Annotated in this window: 18 protein-coding genes and 2 pseudogenes; 4 read left to right on the forward strand and 16 right to left on the reverse strand. The window is 49.5% G+C overall.

Going from position 1 to position 17591, the window contains the following annotated elements; all coding sequences use genetic code 11:
- The 10 genes and pseudogenes from J1785_RS13550 to J1785_RS13595 form a co-directional block, all read right to left on the reverse strand.
- Nucleotides 1-233, reverse strand: a pseudogene (locus tag J1785_RS13550) (ribulose-phosphate 3-epimerase); the annotation flags it as partial.
- 24 nt (nt 234-257) lie between these two features.
- Nucleotides 258-1511 carry a PTS transporter subunit IIC gene (locus J1785_RS13555; RefSeq protein WP_020439340.1) on the reverse strand — a complete coding sequence of 418 codons (1254 nt, stop codon included), beginning with the start codon at nt 1509-1511 and terminating at the stop codon, nt 258-260.
- Between the two features lie 24 nt (nt 1512-1535).
- Nucleotides 1536-1829 (reverse strand): PTS sugar transporter subunit IIB, encoded by a 294-nt coding sequence (locus J1785_RS13560; protein ID WP_024359913.1) that lies wholly within the window; start codon nt 1827-1829, stop codon nt 1536-1538.
- Nucleotides 1830-1847: 18 nt separating this feature from the next.
- Nucleotides 1848-2297, reverse strand: a complete 450-nt coding sequence (gatA, locus tag J1785_RS13565; protein WP_217138366.1) for a PTS galactitol transporter subunit IIA — start codon at nt 2295-2297, stop codon at nt 1848-1850.
- Between the two features lie 419 nt (nt 2298-2716).
- Nucleotides 2717-3685 carry a sugar-binding transcriptional regulator gene (locus J1785_RS13570; protein WP_217219568.1) on the reverse strand — a complete coding sequence of 323 codons (969 nt, stop codon included), beginning with the start codon at nt 3683-3685 and terminating at the stop codon, nt 2717-2719.
- Between the two features lie 198 nt (nt 3686-3883).
- The gene (locus tag J1785_RS13575) at nt 3884-4195 is read right to left on the reverse strand and encodes a hypothetical protein (protein ID WP_015697024.1); all 312 of its coding nucleotides are present in this window, start codon (nt 4193-4195) and stop codon (nt 3884-3886) included.
- 223 nt (nt 4196-4418) lie between these two features.
- Nucleotides 4419-5180: a thiol:disulfide interchange protein DsbG gene (dsbG, locus tag J1785_RS13580; RefSeq protein WP_217138368.1), complete on the reverse strand. Its 762-nt coding sequence runs from the start codon at nt 5178-5180 to the stop codon at nt 4419-4421.
- A gap of 90 nt (nt 5181-5270) precedes the next feature.
- A complete protein-coding gene (gene gorA, locus J1785_RS13585) occupies nt 5271-6623 on the reverse strand; it encodes a glutathione-disulfide reductase (protein WP_049132110.1) in 1353 nt (450 codons plus the stop codon).
- 34 nt (nt 6624-6657) lie between these two features.
- Complete coding sequence (locus tag J1785_RS13590) at nt 6658-7881, reverse strand: MalY/PatB family protein (RefSeq protein WP_217147222.1); 1224 nt, start codon at nt 7879-7881, stop codon at nt 6658-6660.
- Nucleotides 7882-8011: 130 nt separating this feature from the next.
- Nucleotides 8012-8860, reverse strand: a complete 849-nt coding sequence (locus J1785_RS13595) for a DMT family transporter (protein WP_217219569.1) — start codon at nt 8858-8860, stop codon at nt 8012-8014.
- Nucleotides 8861-9047: 187 nt separating this feature from the next.
- On the opposite strand from J1785_RS13595, the gene J1785_RS13600 reads away from it, so the two are divergent.
- A complete protein-coding gene (locus J1785_RS13600) occupies nt 9048-9542 on the forward strand; it encodes a thioredoxin family protein (protein ID WP_015697020.1) in 495 nt (164 codons plus the stop codon).
- A gap of 244 nt (nt 9543-9786) precedes the next feature.
- Here the strand turns inward: J1785_RS13600 and J1785_RS13605 are convergent, their stop codons facing one another.
- From J1785_RS13605 to J1785_RS13620, 4 genes are all read right to left on the reverse strand, one after another.
- Nucleotides 9787-10539: an alpha/beta hydrolase family protein gene (locus J1785_RS13605; RefSeq protein WP_007374395.1), complete on the reverse strand. Its 753-nt coding sequence runs from the start codon at nt 10537-10539 to the stop codon at nt 9787-9789.
- An 87-nt stretch (nt 10540-10626) separates the two neighbouring features.
- Nucleotides 10627-11400 (reverse strand): SDR family NAD(P)-dependent oxidoreductase, encoded by a 774-nt coding sequence (locus J1785_RS13610; RefSeq protein ID WP_032693564.1) that lies wholly within the window; start codon nt 11398-11400, stop codon nt 10627-10629.
- A gap of 62 nt (nt 11401-11462) precedes the next feature.
- A complete protein-coding gene (locus J1785_RS13615) occupies nt 11463-12164 on the reverse strand; it encodes a DsbA family oxidoreductase (RefSeq protein ID WP_032693563.1) in 702 nt (233 codons plus the stop codon).
- 81 nt (nt 12165-12245) lie between these two features.
- On the reverse strand, nt 12246-13352 hold the full coding sequence (locus tag J1785_RS13620; RefSeq protein WP_029669914.1) for an alkene reductase: 1107 nt from the start codon (nt 13350-13352) through the stop codon (nt 12246-12248).
- A 368-nt stretch (nt 13353-13720) separates the two neighbouring features.
- Here J1785_RS13620 and J1785_RS13625 point away from each other — a divergent pair, with 368 nt between their 5' ends.
- Complete coding sequence (locus tag J1785_RS13625) at nt 13721-14284, forward strand: YbhB/YbcL family Raf kinase inhibitor-like protein (RefSeq protein WP_032693561.1); 564 nt, start codon at nt 13721-13723, stop codon at nt 14282-14284.
- On the opposite strand, the gene J1785_RS13630 is transcribed toward J1785_RS13625, so the two are convergent.
- Nucleotides 14268-15113, reverse strand: coding sequence for a helix-turn-helix transcriptional regulator (locus J1785_RS13630; RefSeq protein WP_049089937.1), 846 nt, complete (start codon nt 15111-15113; stop codon nt 14268-14270). The genes J1785_RS13625 and J1785_RS13630 overlap by 17 nt on opposite strands.
- A 288-nt stretch (nt 15114-15401) precedes the next feature.
- Here J1785_RS13630 and J1785_RS13635 point away from each other — a divergent pair, with 288 nt between their 5' ends.
- Complete coding sequence (locus J1785_RS13635; protein WP_094898028.1) at nt 15402-15731, forward strand: thioredoxin family protein; 330 nt, start codon at nt 15402-15404, stop codon at nt 15729-15731.
- A 115-nt stretch (nt 15732-15846) separates the two neighbouring features.
- Here the strand turns inward: J1785_RS13635 and J1785_RS13640 are convergent, their stop codons facing one another.
- The gene (locus J1785_RS13640) at nt 15847-17160 is read right to left on the reverse strand and encodes a 6-phospho-beta-glucosidase (protein WP_049132104.1); all 1314 of its coding nucleotides are present in this window, start codon (nt 17158-17160) and stop codon (nt 15847-15849) included.
- A 142-nt stretch (nt 17161-17302) separates the two neighbouring features.
- On the opposite strand from J1785_RS13640, the pseudogene J1785_RS13645 reads away from it, so the two are divergent.
- Nucleotides 17303-17464 (forward strand): annotated as a pseudogene (locus J1785_RS13645) (LysR family transcriptional regulator); the annotation flags it as partial.
- Nucleotides 17465-17591 lie beyond the last annotated feature (127 nt).

Here is a 17591-nt window from a genome sequence, read left to right on the forward strand (position 1 = left end):
ACATCATCAATATGTCTTTCAGGATTAGCCAGCATCATATGTACGTCGAAAGTCATTTTGCTGGCTTTTTTCATTGCAGAAATTTGATTCGGCCCAAAGGCAATATTATTTACGAAGGTTCCATCCATTAAATCAACATGCAATATTTCAGTATTCTCTTCTTCTAAAAAACGGAGCTCATCTTGCAGACTTAAGATATTCGCGCCAAAAATTGATGGTAAAATCTGTGCCATGGTAAGCAAACCTCATTTTTAAAATCAATGGAATACAGTGCTCAACCAATACGTCAATACTTCCCACGGGCCAGTCAGTACAAAGTCAGTACCCTGCCCCTGCAAGCCGACGCCTGCGCCATGCAGGAATTGGGTTGCACCCGGAGCCACATACCCGCCTAAATACATCACGACAATACTGAACAGTAAGGTTGAAATAATTGAGCGGATGACGTTTCCGTTGCTGGCCATTACGGTCATGGTTGTCATATAGATGATTGACATCAGAACGCCGATGGGGAAAATCATGATCCCCGGTAAAATCAGTGCGCAAAGCATGGTCAACGGAATGGTGATAACGGTGACGGTGATGGTCGCTGGGTCGCCCAGTGCCAGGGCACAGTCCATACCGATGTTCAGTTCGGCGTCTTTACCCATCTGCTTTTGCATAATCTCTTTGGCACTTTTCCCAATGGGAGACAGTCCTTCCATCAGGACACCCACCACTTTAGGCAGGAGCACCATTACCGCAGCCACCCCCATTGCCATCGGGACAATAGTGGTCACAGGCTGTTTAGTCAGCAGTCCAAGCAGACAACCTACAATGACACCGATGATAGCGGGTTCACCAAACACACCCAGACGTTTCTGTACGCTCTCCAAATCAACGTCGAGCTTGTTCAGGCCGGGGATCAGGTCGATAATTTTATTGACCAGCAGTGCAAAAGGTAATGTCCAGCCTATATGGATCATGGTGGTACAGGTCGTCCCTTCCAGGCCATAATATTTCTGCCAACGGGGAGCAATTAAATCGCCAATAAACAGAGCGATAACGCTAAGTGCGACTGCCACGCCAAAACCGATAAAGAAGCTGTCAAACACGAAATAGGCCAGCGCGCCGGGAACCAGGAAGTGCATATAATTCCAGATATCAACGTTCAGCGTTTTGGTTAATTTAAGCCGAACAAGTAGCAAATTAAGAATAATACCCACTGGAACAACTAAAGCGGCAAAGGGTGCCACCCATGCCGCTGCGCCCACCGCAGGCCATCCGATATCAGCCACAGTGAATCCGCTTCCCAGTTTTGAATAGTAGGCAATTGCCGGCTGCAGGGATGTACTCAACAGATTAACAACCAAACCTAAACCAATAAAACCGATACCCACGGTGATACCAGACTTAATGGCAGCACCGACTTTCATGCGGAAAACCAAACCCAAAATGAAGATGACAAGTGGTAGGATTGCCGTTGCCCCCATGCTTGTTATCGTTAGCATTATATTTTTTAACATGTCCATCTTGTCATCCCCTGTGTTTTCTTATTAGTTTTTAGCCAGCTCTGTTAATAAATCCCCTAGTTTTTTTCGTAACACAGCTTCATTAATCCCGGTGATAAACCCGGCCACACTCATATGCGGTTTTCCGATATCACCTTTGTAGTTATTCGTGGTTAAAATCACATCAGCATTCTGTAATTCAGAAGGAAGTTCTGACATGCTGCATTTATTTATTTTGAACTGAGTAATGCCATATTCTGTACACACGGATTTCACTTCATCAGCAGCGATAGTTGACGTTGCGACACCGCTCCCGCAGGCTACGAGGATATTAATCATCATTATGCTCCTGAACTCTTATTGCATGACGGTGGAAATAAAAAGTGCCTGCGCTTTCCCGGCAGGAAGCTCAAGTAAATTTTGATAAAAGTCTTCCATTTGAAGATGACTAAAAAGGGCCTTCAGCAGTTGCAGCTGATTAGCCGGATCGGTAACGACCAAATTGATAATGAGTTTGACCCACAATTTATCGTCGCCATCAGCCTGATCAACCTGAACCGGTTCAGGTAAGCGAATAATATAAATCGACGGGCTGTTGGCCTGGTTGCTGTCGCAATGTGGGATCGCCACAGAATAACCATCAAGCAAAATACCGGTTGGATACATGGCTTCGCGTTCGCGCAGTGCTGCCAGATAGGTCTTTTTCACTATCCCTTCTGAATACAGCTTTTCATGGATGTGCTGCAGCACCTCATCGTAATTTTTGAATGCTGCACCATCTGCAACATTAATAGTGACTGTACTCACCTTTTCACCTCGCCTTTTTGCTCATTAGAGCAAACATAATCGATCAGATGAGCAGTTATAGCATGCCAATTTTCCGCGCAAACAGAAAACATGCAAAAGTTATAAGCTGATCACAAAATAAATGCATAAGTGCACGCAAATAATTGCTCATATGAGCAATATCGAGTAATTCATCGTTTAGATCAATCAAGTCAACCGGAGAGGGGAAGTAAAATTTTTATTACAAATCAAAGGGATGATGGATTTTTTGAAGGTTTATATATGCGGACTGACCTATGTCAGAGGATTTGGCAATGCTCTGATCTAAGTCATGAGGGTTTACAGAATGACTGATAGCAGTGCCTAATGCATGCCTGAGAGGAAGGTGATCAAGGGCGCGGGCTGCGCCCCTGTTGCTGATGTTCCGGGATCTATTTCAATCAGGAATTGACAAGCTTCACCGCAGTATCGAAGTCAGTGATTAACACATCTAAAAGGCCTGACTTCAGGGAAGCGACGATGCCTTCATACTTCTGTTCTCCCCCCGCCACACCAATCACGGTTTTCGTGTTACGCAATTGTTCGGTTGAAATACCAAACCCAAGACGGCTCATCGGGCTATCAAGGATCTCGCCTTTACTGTTAACGAGAGTAATGCAGACATCCGCAGCGATATCTTTCTCAAACAGATTTTTTTGCCACGACTCGGGAAAAATATCACACAAACTGGATGAGCCCGTTTTCCAGGCGCCAATACCGGTGATGACAACATCCAGCTGAGAATAATATTGTTGGGTATCCACCACAGCCGGATCACTGGCCAGTTTTTGGGCCAGGCTTTCATCATCCACCCACATCGGCACATACATAGGATGAGCCTTGCCCTGAGAGATAGTCGACAGTCTGTGGATAAGGTCGATCGGGCCCTGGCTAAATTCAATGCCCGGATGAACGCCAGATAGCTGCACAACATCTAATGCCGGCAAGCTGGTGAGTTGACTCACTGTGCTGGATAAAACGCGTCCCCAGGCAATACCAACCTTCATTCCCTCAGCGAGATTATTGTTGAGATAACTTGCAGTGATACCCCCCAGCTTCTCATTCAGTTCTTCCTGATTGGACCAGGATTCTGACACGGAAAGCACGATTGCCGTCTGCAGACCATACTTTCCGCAGAGATTAAGTGCGATCTCTTCGTCAAGCAGTTGCTGCTTTGGAAAGAGAAACTTCACATACTCTTCCTTTATTGCCTCATCGATAAGACGCGCCGCTTTAAATCTCGAAATCTCGAGTTCTTCAGCAATCTCAGTTTTGGTCTTCATCTCAACAAAGTAACGTCGGACGACGAGAGAGTAGATATAGCGGGGATCGTAACCTGACCAGCGGCTGTTTTTTATACGTTTAGGCATAGAGCATTCCATCTTCATCCAAAGACAATATCAGCTGAGTTAAACTGTTACCCCTGCAATTTACTCATAAGAGTACACTTTTACCTGCTCTTTTGACATGAGCAAATGAGTCTTATCTTTTGGCGGTGTGATAGCTGACACATCTGATGATAATGGGTGAAGAGACCAGAGTTTTTTAGACGGTGGCAAGGCTTTACATTATGTGCTCTCAATCAGTGACGCTGAGGCCTGTGATTTCTGTTTTTTGGCGTGAAACGGGTTACATTGCTCATGTGTTCCTCGCAGATAAAAATGCCCATCGGGTGCGGCCTGAGTTCCACCGGGACAACCATTCATGCCAGATTTTCCGTTTTTTCCATTAAGACCAGCCCCACCGTTTTGATTACCGATTACCACGGATCCCCCTTTTCCTCCAGTTCCGCCTTTCCCGCCTTCACCTCCCTGACAGGCAAACGCTATAACGGAAAATCCCGTTAAAAAAAGATAAGAAAACAATTGAGCTCTGTTCATGTCTTTTCTCCAGGTTGCATCGGGTTTCGTTAGTTAGGGTAGCTGATTTACATTTCAATCCGTTCACTTTGCGCTGCGCCATTCTAAAGCAGTACAAAACACATAGCGAAAAGATCTGATAGCCACATAAGCACAAGATAAAAATAGGATTTTAAGGGGTGTACTCATAAAATCCCCACATCCATGTGTGAATTTACCCATTTCGCAGCCAGTGACTCAGAAACTATTTACACGCTATAAGATTGGCCATCTGTTCCTGGTCCGGCAGACCGACGATCTGTTGAAGCATGTTGGCGTGGTTAAGATAATAAATTGCTGGCGTACCGCTTGCCCCCACATCTTCCATCAATTTCTGGTTGTATTGGATCTGCGAGAAAATCGGCTGCGGCGTTTTCTCCAAAAGTGCAGGCTTGTTTTTGCCACCCGACAACTCGAAATCCTGCCAGACCTTCGCGGGGTTTTCAGAAGACAATATCGCAGCCGCGTAACGGCCACTGTCGGGCTGCATGACACCCACTAACTGCGTTTTCATAGCGATTTTATTGTCCTTAATATAGGGCTGCACGTCCTGTCTGAATTTTGTACAGTAAGGACAGAAAGGATCGGCAAACACGACAATCTGACAATTTGCATTATTACTGCCTTCCGTGATACCGGCAGCTTTGGACAGTGTTTTCCACATCTCGCGGCCAGCAGGGATGTAAATCTCCTCTTTTATGACCTGTTCGCTGAGGTTACTTCCATTCTCATCGTACATATAACCTGATATGGCATGTTTTTTATCGGGGGTCAGATAAATTGTCACCCCCGTTCCCTGATATTTTCCCAACCAGCCCTGGACCCCGCCGGGAGCCGTGAAGGGTTTGATTATTTCTATACCTTGTTTTTCCAACTGCTTGATCGGTGCGGGAAGCGCTGCGGGCGTTGCTGCCTGAACCTGCGAGCCGATAAGTGCAGCAGATAACGCGAGGATGTATTTGTTCATTCTTATCTCAATATAATACGTACTCATTACGGGCCGTTGTTTAACAAACCTCCGGCCCTCCCGTCACGTGCTAAATGGCACTACTCACCCTTATCTCATCGTGACAAATTCTTCTGCCGCAGTTGGGTGAATTGCCACGGTATTGTCGAAGTCTCTCTTCGTTGCTCCCATTTTCAGCGCAACAGCAAAGCCTTGCAGTATTTCATCCATGCCTAAACCGATACCGTGGATACCGACGATTTTCTCTTCCAACCCCACACATACCAGCTTCATGCGGGATGGCTGGCGATGACGCGTCACGCCGGTGTACATGGCGGTAAAAGATGACTGATAAACTTTCACCTGATCATCACCATATTCCTCACGCGCCTGGGGTTCAGTCAGGCCAACGGTACCTATTGTTGGGTGGCTAAAGACGACTGTGGGGATATTGTTGTAATCCAGATACTCATCCGGCTTGTTGTTAAACAAGCGTTCTGAAAGGCGACGGCCCGCAGCAACAGCTGCCGGTGTTAACTCAACCGCACCGGTATTATCACCCACCGCGTAAACACCCGGCACGTTGGTATTCTGATATTTATCAACTTTGACGTACCCTTTTTCATCGAGTTCAACACCCGCCATCTCAACGTTCAACTTGTCATTGGCTGGCTCACGGCCAATCGCCCAGATCAAACAGTCAACCGTTTGTTCACGACCATCTTCCAGCTTCAGTGTCAGGCTGCCGTCCTGGTTTTTGACCACTGCAGTGGGAATCGCTTGGGTGTGCAACGTTGGGCCTTCGACGTTCATGACTTCAACCAGTGTTTCTGTGAGCAACGGGTCAAAACTGCGCAAAGGCGCATGCTTACGTACGAACAAATGGGTTTTTGACCCCAATGCATTGAGAACACCTGCCAGTTCAACAGCAATGTAGCCTGCACCAACAACTGCAGTGCGCTCCGGTAGCGCCTCAAGCGCAAAAAAACCATCTGAATCAATTCCGTATTCCGCTCCCGGAATAGAGGGATGGCTAGGGCGACCACCGGTGGCTATCAATATATGGTCAGCGGTAATCGTTTCCCCGTTGACCTCCACCGTATGCCCGTCCACAAACCGGGCAAAACCTTTGATGACATCTACCTTGTTTTTACCCAACACATTTTCGTATGAAGTATGAATACGATCGATGTAGGCACTGCGGTTTTTTAGCAAGGTAGCCCAGTCGAGGCGGTTTAATGTGGTATCGAAGCCATAGTCTGGGCCATAAAGATGAATGGCCTCTGCGATTTGCGCAGCGTGCCACATTATTTTTTTCGGTACACACCCCACATTGACGCAAGTCCCGCCCAACTCCCGGGCTTCTATCAAAGCGCATTTCTGCCCATACATCGCCGCACGGTTGATTGAGGCGATACCACCGCTACCACCACCAATCGCGATATAGTCATAGTGTTTCGTCATTTTGTTCTCCAGGCAGCATCGCTGCGGTCATCGTTCAGGTAGCATCGCCAGAACTGGCGCTCAATGCCTTGCTTATGCGGTTGAGTCCCTCAGCAAGCATAGCGCGTGGACAAGCCAGATTAAGGCGGATGTGCCCGTCGCCGTTACTGACAAACATTTGCCCCCCTTCAAGCAATACACCCGCATGTCTGGCAAAAAAGAGGGTTACTTCTTCCTGATTACTGTCATCTACCAGACGAGAGATATCAATCCAGGCAAGATAAGTCCCTTCCGGAATGATAAAACGGGCCAGCGGATGATATGTCCCCAGGTAGTCCTGCAGAAAACGGAAGTTCTCGTCAATGTAGTGCCTGACCTGAGTCAACCACTCATCGCACTCGGACCAGGCGGCCTTGTTAGCCACCAGGCTCAGCGGAGAGATAAAATCATCATGCAGGCGAAGCCATTCGGCTCTCACTGAGGCATCAGGGATCATGATGTTTGCCAGCAGGTTACCCGCCAGGTTGAACGTTTTGCTGGTCGACATGCAGGTGATAATTTTATGATTTTCAGGAAAAATTGACGCGGCGGGGATATGCGTGACGCCAGAGCGGGATAAATCACAGTGGATTTCATCAGAAATAACCCACACATCATGTTTAAGGCATAACGCTATCATTTTCTGCAACTCATCACGTCGCCAAACTCGCCCGGTGGGATTATGCGGGTTACAGAGAAAGAAGGCTTTAATTCGCTGCTGGTCATCGCTCAGGGCTTGTTCCATTGCCTCAAAATCTACCGCCCAGTGGCCTTCGTTATTTCTAAGCGGGCAATCGACGACGCGACGACCGCTATAGTCCCCGGCTTTTTTAAACGGTGCGTAAGAAGGGGTCAGGATGAGGATGCTATCTTCTTCGTGGGTGAGTAACGGCACCAATCGGTTAAGCGCAGGGATAATACCGGGGGAGAAAACAATGCTTTCTTCCTGAAACCGGTATCCGTAATGCCTTTCACACCAGGCCCCAAAAATCTCATAGTAGTCCCTGTCATAAACGCGGGTGTAGCCAAGAATTTTTTTATCTAACCGGGAACGTATGGCTTCAAGCACCGGCTCGGGTGTGGAAAAAGCCATGTCTGCTACCCAGAGGTTTATAAAACCATTCGCCGGTACTTCCGGCGCGGGGCCTTCATGGACACCAAACATATATTCACGCCAGCCGTCGACGGTTAAGCTGTCTGTCCCTGCTCTGTCCACTGCTTCATCAAAATCGTATTTCATAGAGGTTACCCGATTAGTTTATCCAAAGAGGTCACAGCGTCACTGATTTTGCTAACGATTAGATATTCCTTTGCTTTAAAACCTAAAAAACCATTTGCAGAGTGATCAAGTCATGACTGGCACGTTGATATCAGTGTCGTATTTTCTGACCCGGTGCCTTGATCACCAACAGAATGCCCGCAAGGACTGCCAGCGTTGAAAATGCCATTCTGAGGCTCAGTGACTCGCCCAAAAATGTTACGCCTCCCAGCATCGCCAGACAGGGCACACTCAACTGAACCGTACTGGCTGCAACAGACTCAAGACGAGGTAAAAGTGAATACCAGAGTACATAGGCTCCTGCAGAAGCACCCGCACCAGAGAGCACTGCCAGGACAATTCCGATACCGTCGAAGTGCGCTCCCTGGCTAATGAACGGCGACAACACCAGGGCAAAAGGTACAGCAAGGATGAAATTTGCCGCAGTGGCCTGCGCAGCATCAGGAGAGCGCTTTCCGCAAAGGGTATAAGCCGCCCAGGCAAGGCCTGAAAGCGCCATCAGAACAGCGCTGCCCAAGGGGGGCGCTTTGGCACCAGGTAAGGGAAGAGCAGCCATGCCGGCTACAGCCAGCCCAAGCCCCGTTGCTCTGGAAAAAGACAGCCTTTCCCCATGGAAAAGGCCATGAGCCACCATCGCCAGTTGCACAACGCCAAACAAGAGCAAAGCACCTGTTCCTGTATCCAAATGGATATAGGCAAGGGAGAAACACAGGGCGTAGGCCATAAGAAAGAACCCGCTTTTCAAGCTCCAGACGCCCTGCTTTTTCCCCTCACGTCTCAACAACAGTGGTAACAAGACCACCGCCCCGCTCATCAGGCGAAGGTCACTGAACGTCACCGGGTCAATATGTTCGCCTTTCAACGCAATCCGACAGAGCACAGAATTGGCTGCGAATGCCATCATTGCTATCACTATCTTGAATCCAACAGACCGCCCCATCAGCGTGACGCCTCAAAATTAACAAATTACGTGATAATCTATCAATTAGTAGGTAGCATGACAATATCTACTTATGGCAGCCAGACACTAAAATGGTACGCCTTTTCAGGTCATGCCTGGAGCATTGGCCTTTATCATTGCCAGATTTATGTGAAGCCGTAGACCCGTTACTAACAAAGGAGAACATATGCAAGATTTCAACGTACTGCTCGAAGCAGCATCAGATTATAACGAATTTGTTGGCAGCGGAGCAGAAGAAGACCGCAACGCATTGCGGCATTTTGAGGGGCTTGCCAACGAGGCATTACCTGACGATGTCATCAGTAAGCTCTCGCAACTTCCGGGTTCGTACAGCATTCTGGTAGCTGCTGAAATGTGGTGCCCCGACTGCCATAAAAACTTGCCTGTAATCCATGCCATTGCCGCGTCAGCGCCAGCAATACGTCTGGGTATTATCACCCGCGACAAGGCTGAAGCCGTCTTTAAGGCACACTTTGGTGTCGATAAAGTCAAAATTCCGTTTGCCGTGGTACTGGATGAGAACGCGACTCCGCTGGGGCAGTTTATTGAACGACCTGAAAATGCTACCGGCAAGAATGGAGAAGTGAGCGAGAGGTACAAAAACGGTGAGCTTCTGGTCGATACCGCCCGCGAAGTGACTTCAATTTTTCCAGGAAAATAAGAGAGCGTTAAAGTTAAATTAATTGAATCTCAACTTGAAGGTAATAAACCTGGAAGTTGAGCAATGCCAGGGAAATAATAAAAATAAACCATAGCAACAATGCCCTTAGCCCTGCATCTAAGCAGGGCTTTTTTCGCGTAAAGAAAGCATGCTACGCAGTTTTGTATGTGCAATCAAAATGCTACACCCGTTTATTCAGTGGCCAACGACAGCACCAGCAGCTTCGCGAAGCTTTACACGCCCTCTAAATGTAAGCAGAACTCCAGGCAACGATAATCCCGGCAACATATTCCGCATCCTGAGGATGCGTCAGAAGATGATCTGCTTCACCCAGTGAGATAAAGCTTTTGGGGTGTCTGGCGGCTTTAAAAATTTTCTCTGCCTGTTCAATCAGCACGGTATCATCATTGGGAGCATGAAAAATCAGCAGCGGCTTATTCATGGTAAATACCTTCTCCGCTATTTTATGCTCCTGAATGTTATCCAGCATTTGCTTTTTGAGCGTGAATACCCGGCCTGCAAGCTCTACCGGGAAAGCGCCATGGTTCCTGATATCTTCGATATTGTCTTTGAACAACCGCTGTACATGCGTCAATTCGCCTGGCGAACCTATGGTTACGACCGCTCTGGCTTCAGGCACTTTGGCTGCAATAGAGAGGATTGCCGAACCGCCAAGGCTGTGACCAATCAGCAGCGAAGGAGCCTCGTATTCCCGACGAAGATAATCGACCGCGCACAGCAGGTCAGAAATATTCGAGGAAAAATTGGTATTGGAAAAATCGCCTTCGCTGTTGCCTAACCCGGTGAAATCAAAGCGAAGCACCGCAATTGAATTTTCTGTCAGTTTCCTGGCAATGCGTGCAGCACCTTTCAGATCCTTCCCGCAGGTAAAGCAGTGCGCCAACAGGGCAAAGGCTTTTGGATTTTCTGGCAATTCAAGCAACCCGGCAAGTTCCTCACCTTCTGCATTTTTGAAGGTAAATTTCAATTTTTTCATTATGTTAACTTTAAGAATGGTTGAATTACAAGCAAGATGCCTATCAGCCGCCCCATCATGGGGCGGCTTTGCGAGGTTACGACGAGCTTATCTGCGAACGGCCATGATACCGGCATCGACATCCCAGATTGCGCCAGTCACCCAAGAGGCTTTGTCGGACAACAGGAAGAAGATGGTATTGGCCACATCTTCCGGCGTGCCGACACGCCCCAGCGGATGGAAAGCGTTCAGCGATTGCATTGCGCCGGCAATGTCTTCTTTCGCCATGAAGCCTTCATAAATCGGGGTATGCACGATCCCTGGCGAGACCGCGTTCACGCGGATACCCGCACTGGCCAGCTCAATGGCCAGGTTGCGTGTCAAGGCGTGGAGACCGGCTTTGGCCATGGAGTACGCGGAAGCCGGTGAGTCGCCGAGTGCGGCTTGCGCGCCAATGGAGCCCACGTTCACAATCGCCCCTTCACGGCCGTCGGCCAGCATGTTCTTCACCACGTCCTGCGTGATGAAGAAGGTTGCCCGGTTCAACATCAGGTACATGTCGTAATCGGCTTCCAAATGCTCGGTAAAGCCTTTCGGCATGAAGATCCCGGCCGCATTGACCATCAGGCTAATATCGCGATGATTAGCATTAATCTCCTGACGAATGGCGTTCATGCCCTCTTCGGTCATCAGGTTTGCCGCAATCACGGACACGGAACCCAGTGGGCTCAGCTCTTTCTGAACCGCTTCTGCCTTGTCTTTTTTGTTGCCCGTCAGTACCACGCTGCCACCGGCTTTCAGCACCATACGCGCCGTTTCCAGACCCATGCCGCTGGTGCCACCCACGACAAGCATTTTTTTGCCTTTAAAGTAATCGCTCATTTTGAACTCCGTTATTTGCAGGGTAGATTTGCCGGCAGTCATGCAGCCGGCTCGTTCAGGTTTCAGATGCTGCAACCGTCAGCGCCGCAGGTCTGGCCGTCGGTTTTTGCCAATTCGGCCGCTTTTTCTTCCCAGACTTGCTTCAACGCGTTCAGGAAGTTGTCCGCAGATTGCGCGCCGCTGATGGCATATTTTTCATTGAGCAGGAACAGCGGGACACCGCTGACCCCGATCGACCGGGCATGGGCTTCATCTTCAGCCACCGATGCACGGAAGGCCTCATTGGCAAGGGCACTTTCAGCGTCGGCTCTGGACATGCCCACTTCTGTAGCTAACGCAATGAGCTCCTGCGGATCGAAAATGGAACGCCCCTCAGTCACACTGGCCCGATAAAACCGTTCTGCCATGGCGTCGCCCATATTGGCGTGACGTGCAGCCGCGAGCAGCGTATGGGCATCTTCGGTATCGCCAAAGAGCATGGTGTCAAAGTTATACTGGAGCCCTTCTGCCTTCCCGGCCGTGCCCACCTGATTCATCATCAGTTCCGCCCCATGTTCCCCGCCAAACTTCTTGTAAAGGGCTTTGCGGAACGGCACGGCAGGCCGGTCGCCGGAAATACGGAAACTGTGGTGGCGGACCACGACCTGTTCCTTGTGTTCAAAGGCGGCAAGGCCCTGTTCGAAACGCTTTTTGGCAATCCAACACCAGGGGCAGACCAGATCTGACCAGATATCTATCGTAATAATCGGCTTAAGGGTTTGCATATTGGCTCCTGAATACCCCATTAATGTCGTCTGGCGGTGCCTCTTTATGTGAGCACCGCAAATACCACCAGCTACGTGGCGTTAGTTGGCTTCCCAGGCGGGATAATCGGTGTAGCCTTTTTCCGGCGACCCCGTCACGCCGTAATACGTCGTGCGATCGCTTTCAGCCAGCGGCCAGCCGTTCTGCATTCTTTCGACCAGATCAGGGTTGGCGATGTACGGCACGCCAAACGCAACAAGATCCAGTTCGTCTGCCTCAAGTGCGGTTTCGGCAATCTCGCGGGTGAAGCCGCCGGCGGCAATAACGGTGCCCCCCAGAGTTTTACGGAACGCGGCTTTGAAACCGGCAGGTACCGGTGCCTGGGTATAAACAGGTTGATAATAGAGGTGCACATAAGCCAGCTCACGTTGGCCGAGGGCCGCAGCGATACTGGCCCAAATCTCTTCTTCACCTTCATAAGGCGCCAGGTCGTAAATCCGCCCGAACGGTGAAATGCGCAAGCCCACCTTATTGCTACCAATAGCCGCAGAGATGGCATCAACCGTTTCCAGCAGGAACCGCTGACGGTTTTCCACAGAGCCACCGTATTCATCAGTGCGAGGGTTCAGTTCACTGCTGAGGAACTGGTCGAAAATGAAGCCGTTCGCCGCCATGATTTCCACGCCGTCAAACCCGGCCTCCATTGCCAGACGCGCTGAATGGACAAAGTCAGCGGTAACGCGTCGAACTTCTGCGGTTTCCAGTGCACGCGGCTGGCTTGGAACGACAGGTCCCGGTTCGCCAGACTCGGTCAGTGCAAAGACGGTGGTGTTAACCGCTTGTACGGTACCGGCGGAAACTGGCGCGATGTTGCCCGGCTGAATTGAGGTATGAGACATCCGGCCCACATGCCACAACTGAGCAAAAATACGGCCGCCCTTCGCATGTACCGCATCGGTCACTTTGCGCCAGCCCTGAACGTGTGCAGCGTTGTAGATCCCCGGGGTATACAGATAGCCGCGCCCTTCTTCAGAAACAGGCATGCCTTCGGTGATAAGCAGCCCCGCAGAGGCGCGCTGGGCGTAGTAAAGTGCAACGACGTCATCCGGCACGTCGTTCATTGTGCGGGTGCGGGTCATCGGGGCCATGACCACGCGGTTTTTTAACTGCATGCCTGACAGATTGTAGGGGGTGAACAACTTACTCATCGTATACCTCGCAAGGCGAAAGTGAGAAAAGCCCCGCTGGGGCCGGAGTTAATACTTAGCGGGCCGGGGAGCTGACGATCGCTTCCTGATGCCGGTTAAGCGTATGGCTGCACTATACCTACCTACTAGTTGATTGGTCAATAGGTAAAAGAACAAATCATGCTGTCCTTTTGTCACCGGAGACAGGCACAGGGAATGCTGTGTAAGGTGAGCTCCCATCGGTGAGATGGTCGTCATCCTGTGAAATCAGGGAATTACAAATATCATTATTGGGCGTTATGGAGCTAAGACTGGCCGGTTCAGGGCGGCGAGGAGTCTTTCTCTCCCCTTATCATTGGGATATTAATCACCCCGATGGAGAAGAGTAAATGTCCAAACTTCACCTTACTGTTATCAGTACATTATGCCTGGCGTTGTCGAGCCAGGTCGCTTTTTCAGCCAGTTTTACGCTGACAAGTCATGAGCTTGAAAAAAACCGTTTCCCCGCAGCTCAGACCCTGAGTTCACCTTATGGATTTGGGTGCAGCGGTGGAAACCTTGCCCCCTCTTTTAACTGGAGTGGCGCGCCGGCAGGAACTCAAAGCTTCGCTCTCAAAATTTATGATAGGGATGCGCCGACAGGCCTCGGTTGGATCCACTGGCAGGTGGTGAATATTCCCTCATCTCTTCACTCGTTACCGGCCGGGATAACGGCGGATAACAAAAATCTCCCGCAAGGGGCTCTTCAGACCCGGACTGATTTCGGTATCCCGGGTTATGGCGGCCCTTGCCCGCCGAAGGGCGAAACGCACCGTTATGAGATCACGCTGACGGCACTTCGTGTCGACAAACTGCCGGGAATAACGGCGGACTCGACGCCCGCCCTGGTCGGCTTTATGGCAAAAGCGAACTCACTGGGCGAAGCGCATCTTCAGATTACGCAGGGCCGCTAACCGCAGCCAGGTTGCCGATAGCCTGGCCGGAAACCCGGACCAGGCTGGGGCTGAATCCGAAGCGAGTTCGAAATCTGGCGGCGAACTTAGACGGATTTTCATAGCCGACCTCCAGGGATATGCGGGTGACTGAAAGATCGGTCACCTGCAAAAGTGTCAGGGCGCGGCACATGCGAATGTCAGTCACCAGATGGGTGAATGACGTATTTTCGGCATGCAGATGGCGTCTCAGGGTGGTGGCCGACATACCCAATTCAGCCGCCACCTGCGCAGTATTCCAGTCTTGTGATATGTCTGCTGCAACGAGTTTGCGGATTTTTATCGCCAGTCCGGTATGTTGTTTCAGCGCGAAGAAAATTCGGTATTCATCCAGCCAACTCAGCATCTCTTCCATACGCCTGGCCACGATACTTTCAGGGATGTTTTCAGTATCTGTAATGGCCTCCGCAGTGTGATAAAAGGCCTGGCGAAAACTGTTGCCTGGCTCTGCCATTTTATTTGCTTCGTTCATGCTCATACGTGGGGCATGCATGAAGCAGTAGTTTTGGACGAAATCAGCACAAAAACTCAGCCATGATGCTTCGTACGTACCCGTTAAAGGTGATGGTGTATTGATGATATCAAAAGAGTGCCCCTCCCCGATGACCACCGCGTCCCCCGCTTCCAGCGTTATCTCCTCTTGCGCCCAGCGGATTATTTTCCTGCCATGGCGGACCAGGATGATTGTGGGTTCATCTATAGTGATATGGCGCATCATCAGGGGCTGCGTATGCAGCACATGCGCTGTACTCCCCACATTAATACGACTGGATAATGTTCTTTCCATCATCGCCTTACGAAAAGGAATAGGCCTGCCCTGTAGGCCGACACTTTATGGATGGGCTTGCTTTTTTATAAAGTAATCCCGATTTTACAATACGTCAGTTTTCTCATTCAGATGGAGTGAAATATCATAATCCTCAGCACGCCGTCCACATAAGATGACGCTTATCCATTGATAAAACATGGCATTATCTTCGCTTAAGCACCTTTCTATCGATGATAGCTTTTTATGTTAATTAAACAAACCAACTAGTAGGTAGAATTACTATCAAGTTACATCCTGCAGGAGTGAATGATGCGTGAATTACCCCTTTACAATGAAGATAATTTTAGAGAAATCGAGAGGCATGAAGGGGTTGCGGTGGTGCGCTTCTCTGCCCCCTGGTGCCCACCTTGCCAGATGAGCGAAGACATTTTTAACCATTTTGCCGAGCAGATTGAAAGCGACGTCAAAGTCGGCAAAGTGAATGTGGATCTGGCACCGGTACTGACCACCAAATATGAAATTTGGGGACTGCCGTCCGTACTGATGTTCAAGGATGGGCAGTTGGTCCAGCGTATACCGGGTGTTAAATCGGCAGGGTTTTATCAGCAAGCATTGTCAGAGCTGAAAAAAGGGCAGTAATGCCATTTTATCTATGTTTAAAAAAGTCTCTTAGCGGTCTGATGCCTCATCGGCAAGCGGTTACCCCTCGCTCAGAGTGATAACCGCTTTGTTATAAAATAACCGACCAGTCTGCTTAGCGTTGGAAGGCCGGCATCAACGCTTTGTTATATTCGATCACTTCATCCAATGCATTTTCAAGCAGTTGGCCGCTTTTGACCAAGGGATTAATAACCAAAGCGCGCCATGCCGTATACCGATTACCACTGATGGCTGCCTCAATGGTCAATTGCTCAAAGCTTTTCATCAGTTGAATCAGACGAAGTACATCTTCCGGGAAAGGTTCGACATTCAGTGGTATCGGTCCAGAACGGGTGATCATTGAACTGACCTCAACCGCACAGTCATCCGGCAGGCCCGCAATCGCACCATCGTTTCGCGTATTGACATGCATGATGATGCGTTTGTCGTTATATATTGCGCTCATCAATTCACATGCCGCATCCGAATAGTACTGCCCTCCCCGACCTTCCAGCGCTTTCGGTTTCTCGGCGAGTTCCGGGTTTCGATAAATTTCGAATAGTTCTCTTTCGAGCTCCTTTACGATCTCACCACGAGTCCCTTCCCCTTGTGCTTCGCCAAGCTCCTGACGGTACATGTCGTCGCTCATGTAGTAATAACGCAGGTAGGGGCAAGGTATCATTCCCATATTCGCCAACAACCGATCCGGCCATTTGAAAGGAGGAATATTTTTAGGCACCAACGGATCATTCCCCTCTGAAATCAGCTCAATGACCTGAGGAAGCTTATCCTTACCCTCATGATAAATATGGCGCGCAAAAATGAAGTGATTAAGTCCCGCGACCTGCATGATAAATTCATTGATATCGCTGACACCTAAAGCACTGGCAATACCCTTTTGCATAATAACAGGCACGTTGCACAGCCCTACGGTTTTGACTGTGCTGTGTTTCAGTATCGCTTCAGTGACCATTCCCGACGGGTTGGTGAAGTTCAGCAACCAGGCATCCGGGCACAGTTGTTCCATTTCTTTCGCTATAGCCAATGCAATCGGGATAGTGCGGCATGCATTGGCAAATCCACCCAGACCATTGGTCTCCTGACCGATCATGTCGTATTTCAGCGATATCCTTTCGTCGCTGATCCGTGCGTCCAGGCAGCCGGCCCTGAACTGAGAACAAACAAAATCGGCACCGAGCAGTGCTTCTGTGCGGTCAAGGGTTTCATAAACCGGTATATCCAGCCCATTTTTTTCCAGCATCCGTCGGGTGAGGCCCGCGATAATCGCCATTTTTTCACGGCCATCCTCAATATCAACCAGCCATAACTCGCGGATCGGAAATTCATTTTGACGCTTGATAATGCCTTCCATCAGTTCAGGTGTGTAGCTTGAACCCGCTCCAATAACCACTAACTTAAGACCCTTCATTAGATATTCCCCTCATCGTTGTTGTCAGGACGTCTGTTGGGCCAATTAAAGAGGACAAGGGGCTTAGTGGACAAACGATCAATTCCGGGGTATGCATTACTGTAAATAATGCATAAGAGAAAATTAAGAAGGAAAATGATGAATGCTCGCTCAACAGAACATACTGGCACTATTGCATACGTTTGAAACGGCAGCACTGCATATGAGCTTTACTAAGGCGGCGACTACTCTCAATCTGACGCAAGGGGCCGTTAGCCAACGCATTCGTTCTCTTGAATCCATGCTCGGATTCAGACTGTTTATTTGACCCTGACCCAAAATCCTGCTCCATTCAGAAACAGAATTCCGGCATGATAAACACTCCCCTGAACGGAGGTGGTGCCGATGAAAAAGTCACGATTCACCGAAGAGCAGATTGTTTTTGCCCTTAA

Origin of the sequence: Rahnella perminowiae (assembly GCF_019049755.1) — a bacterium.
GTDB lineage: Bacteria > Pseudomonadota > Gammaproteobacteria > Enterobacterales > Enterobacteriaceae > Rahnella > Rahnella perminowiae.

Coding starts and splice junctions, on each gene's coding strand:
- J1785_RS13555 (WP_020439340.1), bottom strand. CDS start 1,511: ATGGACATGTTAAAAAATATAATGCTAACGATAACAAGCATGGGGGCA.
- J1785_RS13560 (WP_024359913.1), bottom strand. CDS start 1,829: ATGATTAATATCCTCGTAGCCTGCGGGAGCGGTGTCGCAACGTCAACT.
- J1785_RS13570 (WP_217219568.1), bottom strand. CDS start 3,685: ATGCCTAAACGTATAAAAAACAGCCGCTGGTCAGGTTACGATCCCCGC.
- J1785_RS13575 (WP_015697024.1), bottom strand. CDS start 4,195: ATGAACAGAGCTCAATTGTTTTCTTATCTTTTTTTAACGGGATTTTCC.
- dsbG (WP_217138368.1), bottom strand. CDS start 5,180: ATGAACAAATACATCCTCGCGTTATCTGCTGCACTTATCGGCTCGCAG.
- gorA (WP_049132110.1), bottom strand. CDS start 6,623: ATGACGAAACACTATGACTATATCGCGATTGGTGGTGGTAGCGGTGGT.
- J1785_RS13590 (WP_217147222.1), bottom strand. CDS start 7,881: ATGAAATACGATTTTGATGAAGCAGTGGACAGAGCAGGGACAGACAGC.
- J1785_RS13595 (WP_217219569.1), bottom strand. CDS start 8,860: ATGGGGCGGTCTGTTGGATTCAAGATAGTGATAGCAATGATGGCATTC.
- J1785_RS13600 (WP_015697020.1), top strand. CDS start 9,048: ATGCAAGATTTCAACGTACTGCTCGAAGCAGCATCAGATTATAACGAA.
- J1785_RS13605 (WP_007374395.1), bottom strand. CDS start 10,539: ATGAAAAAATTGAAATTTACCTTCAAAAATGCAGAAGGTGAGGAACTT.
- J1785_RS13610 (WP_032693564.1), bottom strand. CDS start 11,400: ATGAGCGATTACTTTAAAGGCAAAAAAATGCTTGTCGTGGGTGGCACC.
- J1785_RS13615 (WP_032693563.1), bottom strand. CDS start 12,164: ATGCAAACCCTTAAGCCGATTATTACGATAGATATCTGGTCAGATCTG.
- J1785_RS13620 (WP_029669914.1), bottom strand. CDS start 13,352: ATGAGTAAGTTGTTCACCCCCTACAATCTGTCAGGCATGCAGTTAAAA.
- J1785_RS13625 (WP_032693561.1), top strand. CDS start 13,721: ATGTCCAAACTTCACCTTACTGTTATCAGTACATTATGCCTGGCGTTG.
- J1785_RS13630 (WP_049089937.1), bottom strand. CDS start 15,113: ATGATGGAAAGAACATTATCCAGTCGTATTAATGTGGGGAGTACAGCG.
- J1785_RS13635 (WP_094898028.1), top strand. CDS start 15,402: ATGCGTGAATTACCCCTTTACAATGAAGATAATTTTAGAGAAATCGAG.
- J1785_RS13640 (WP_049132104.1), bottom strand. CDS start 17,160: ATGAAGGGTCTTAAGTTAGTGGTTATTGGAGCGGGTTCAAGCTACACA.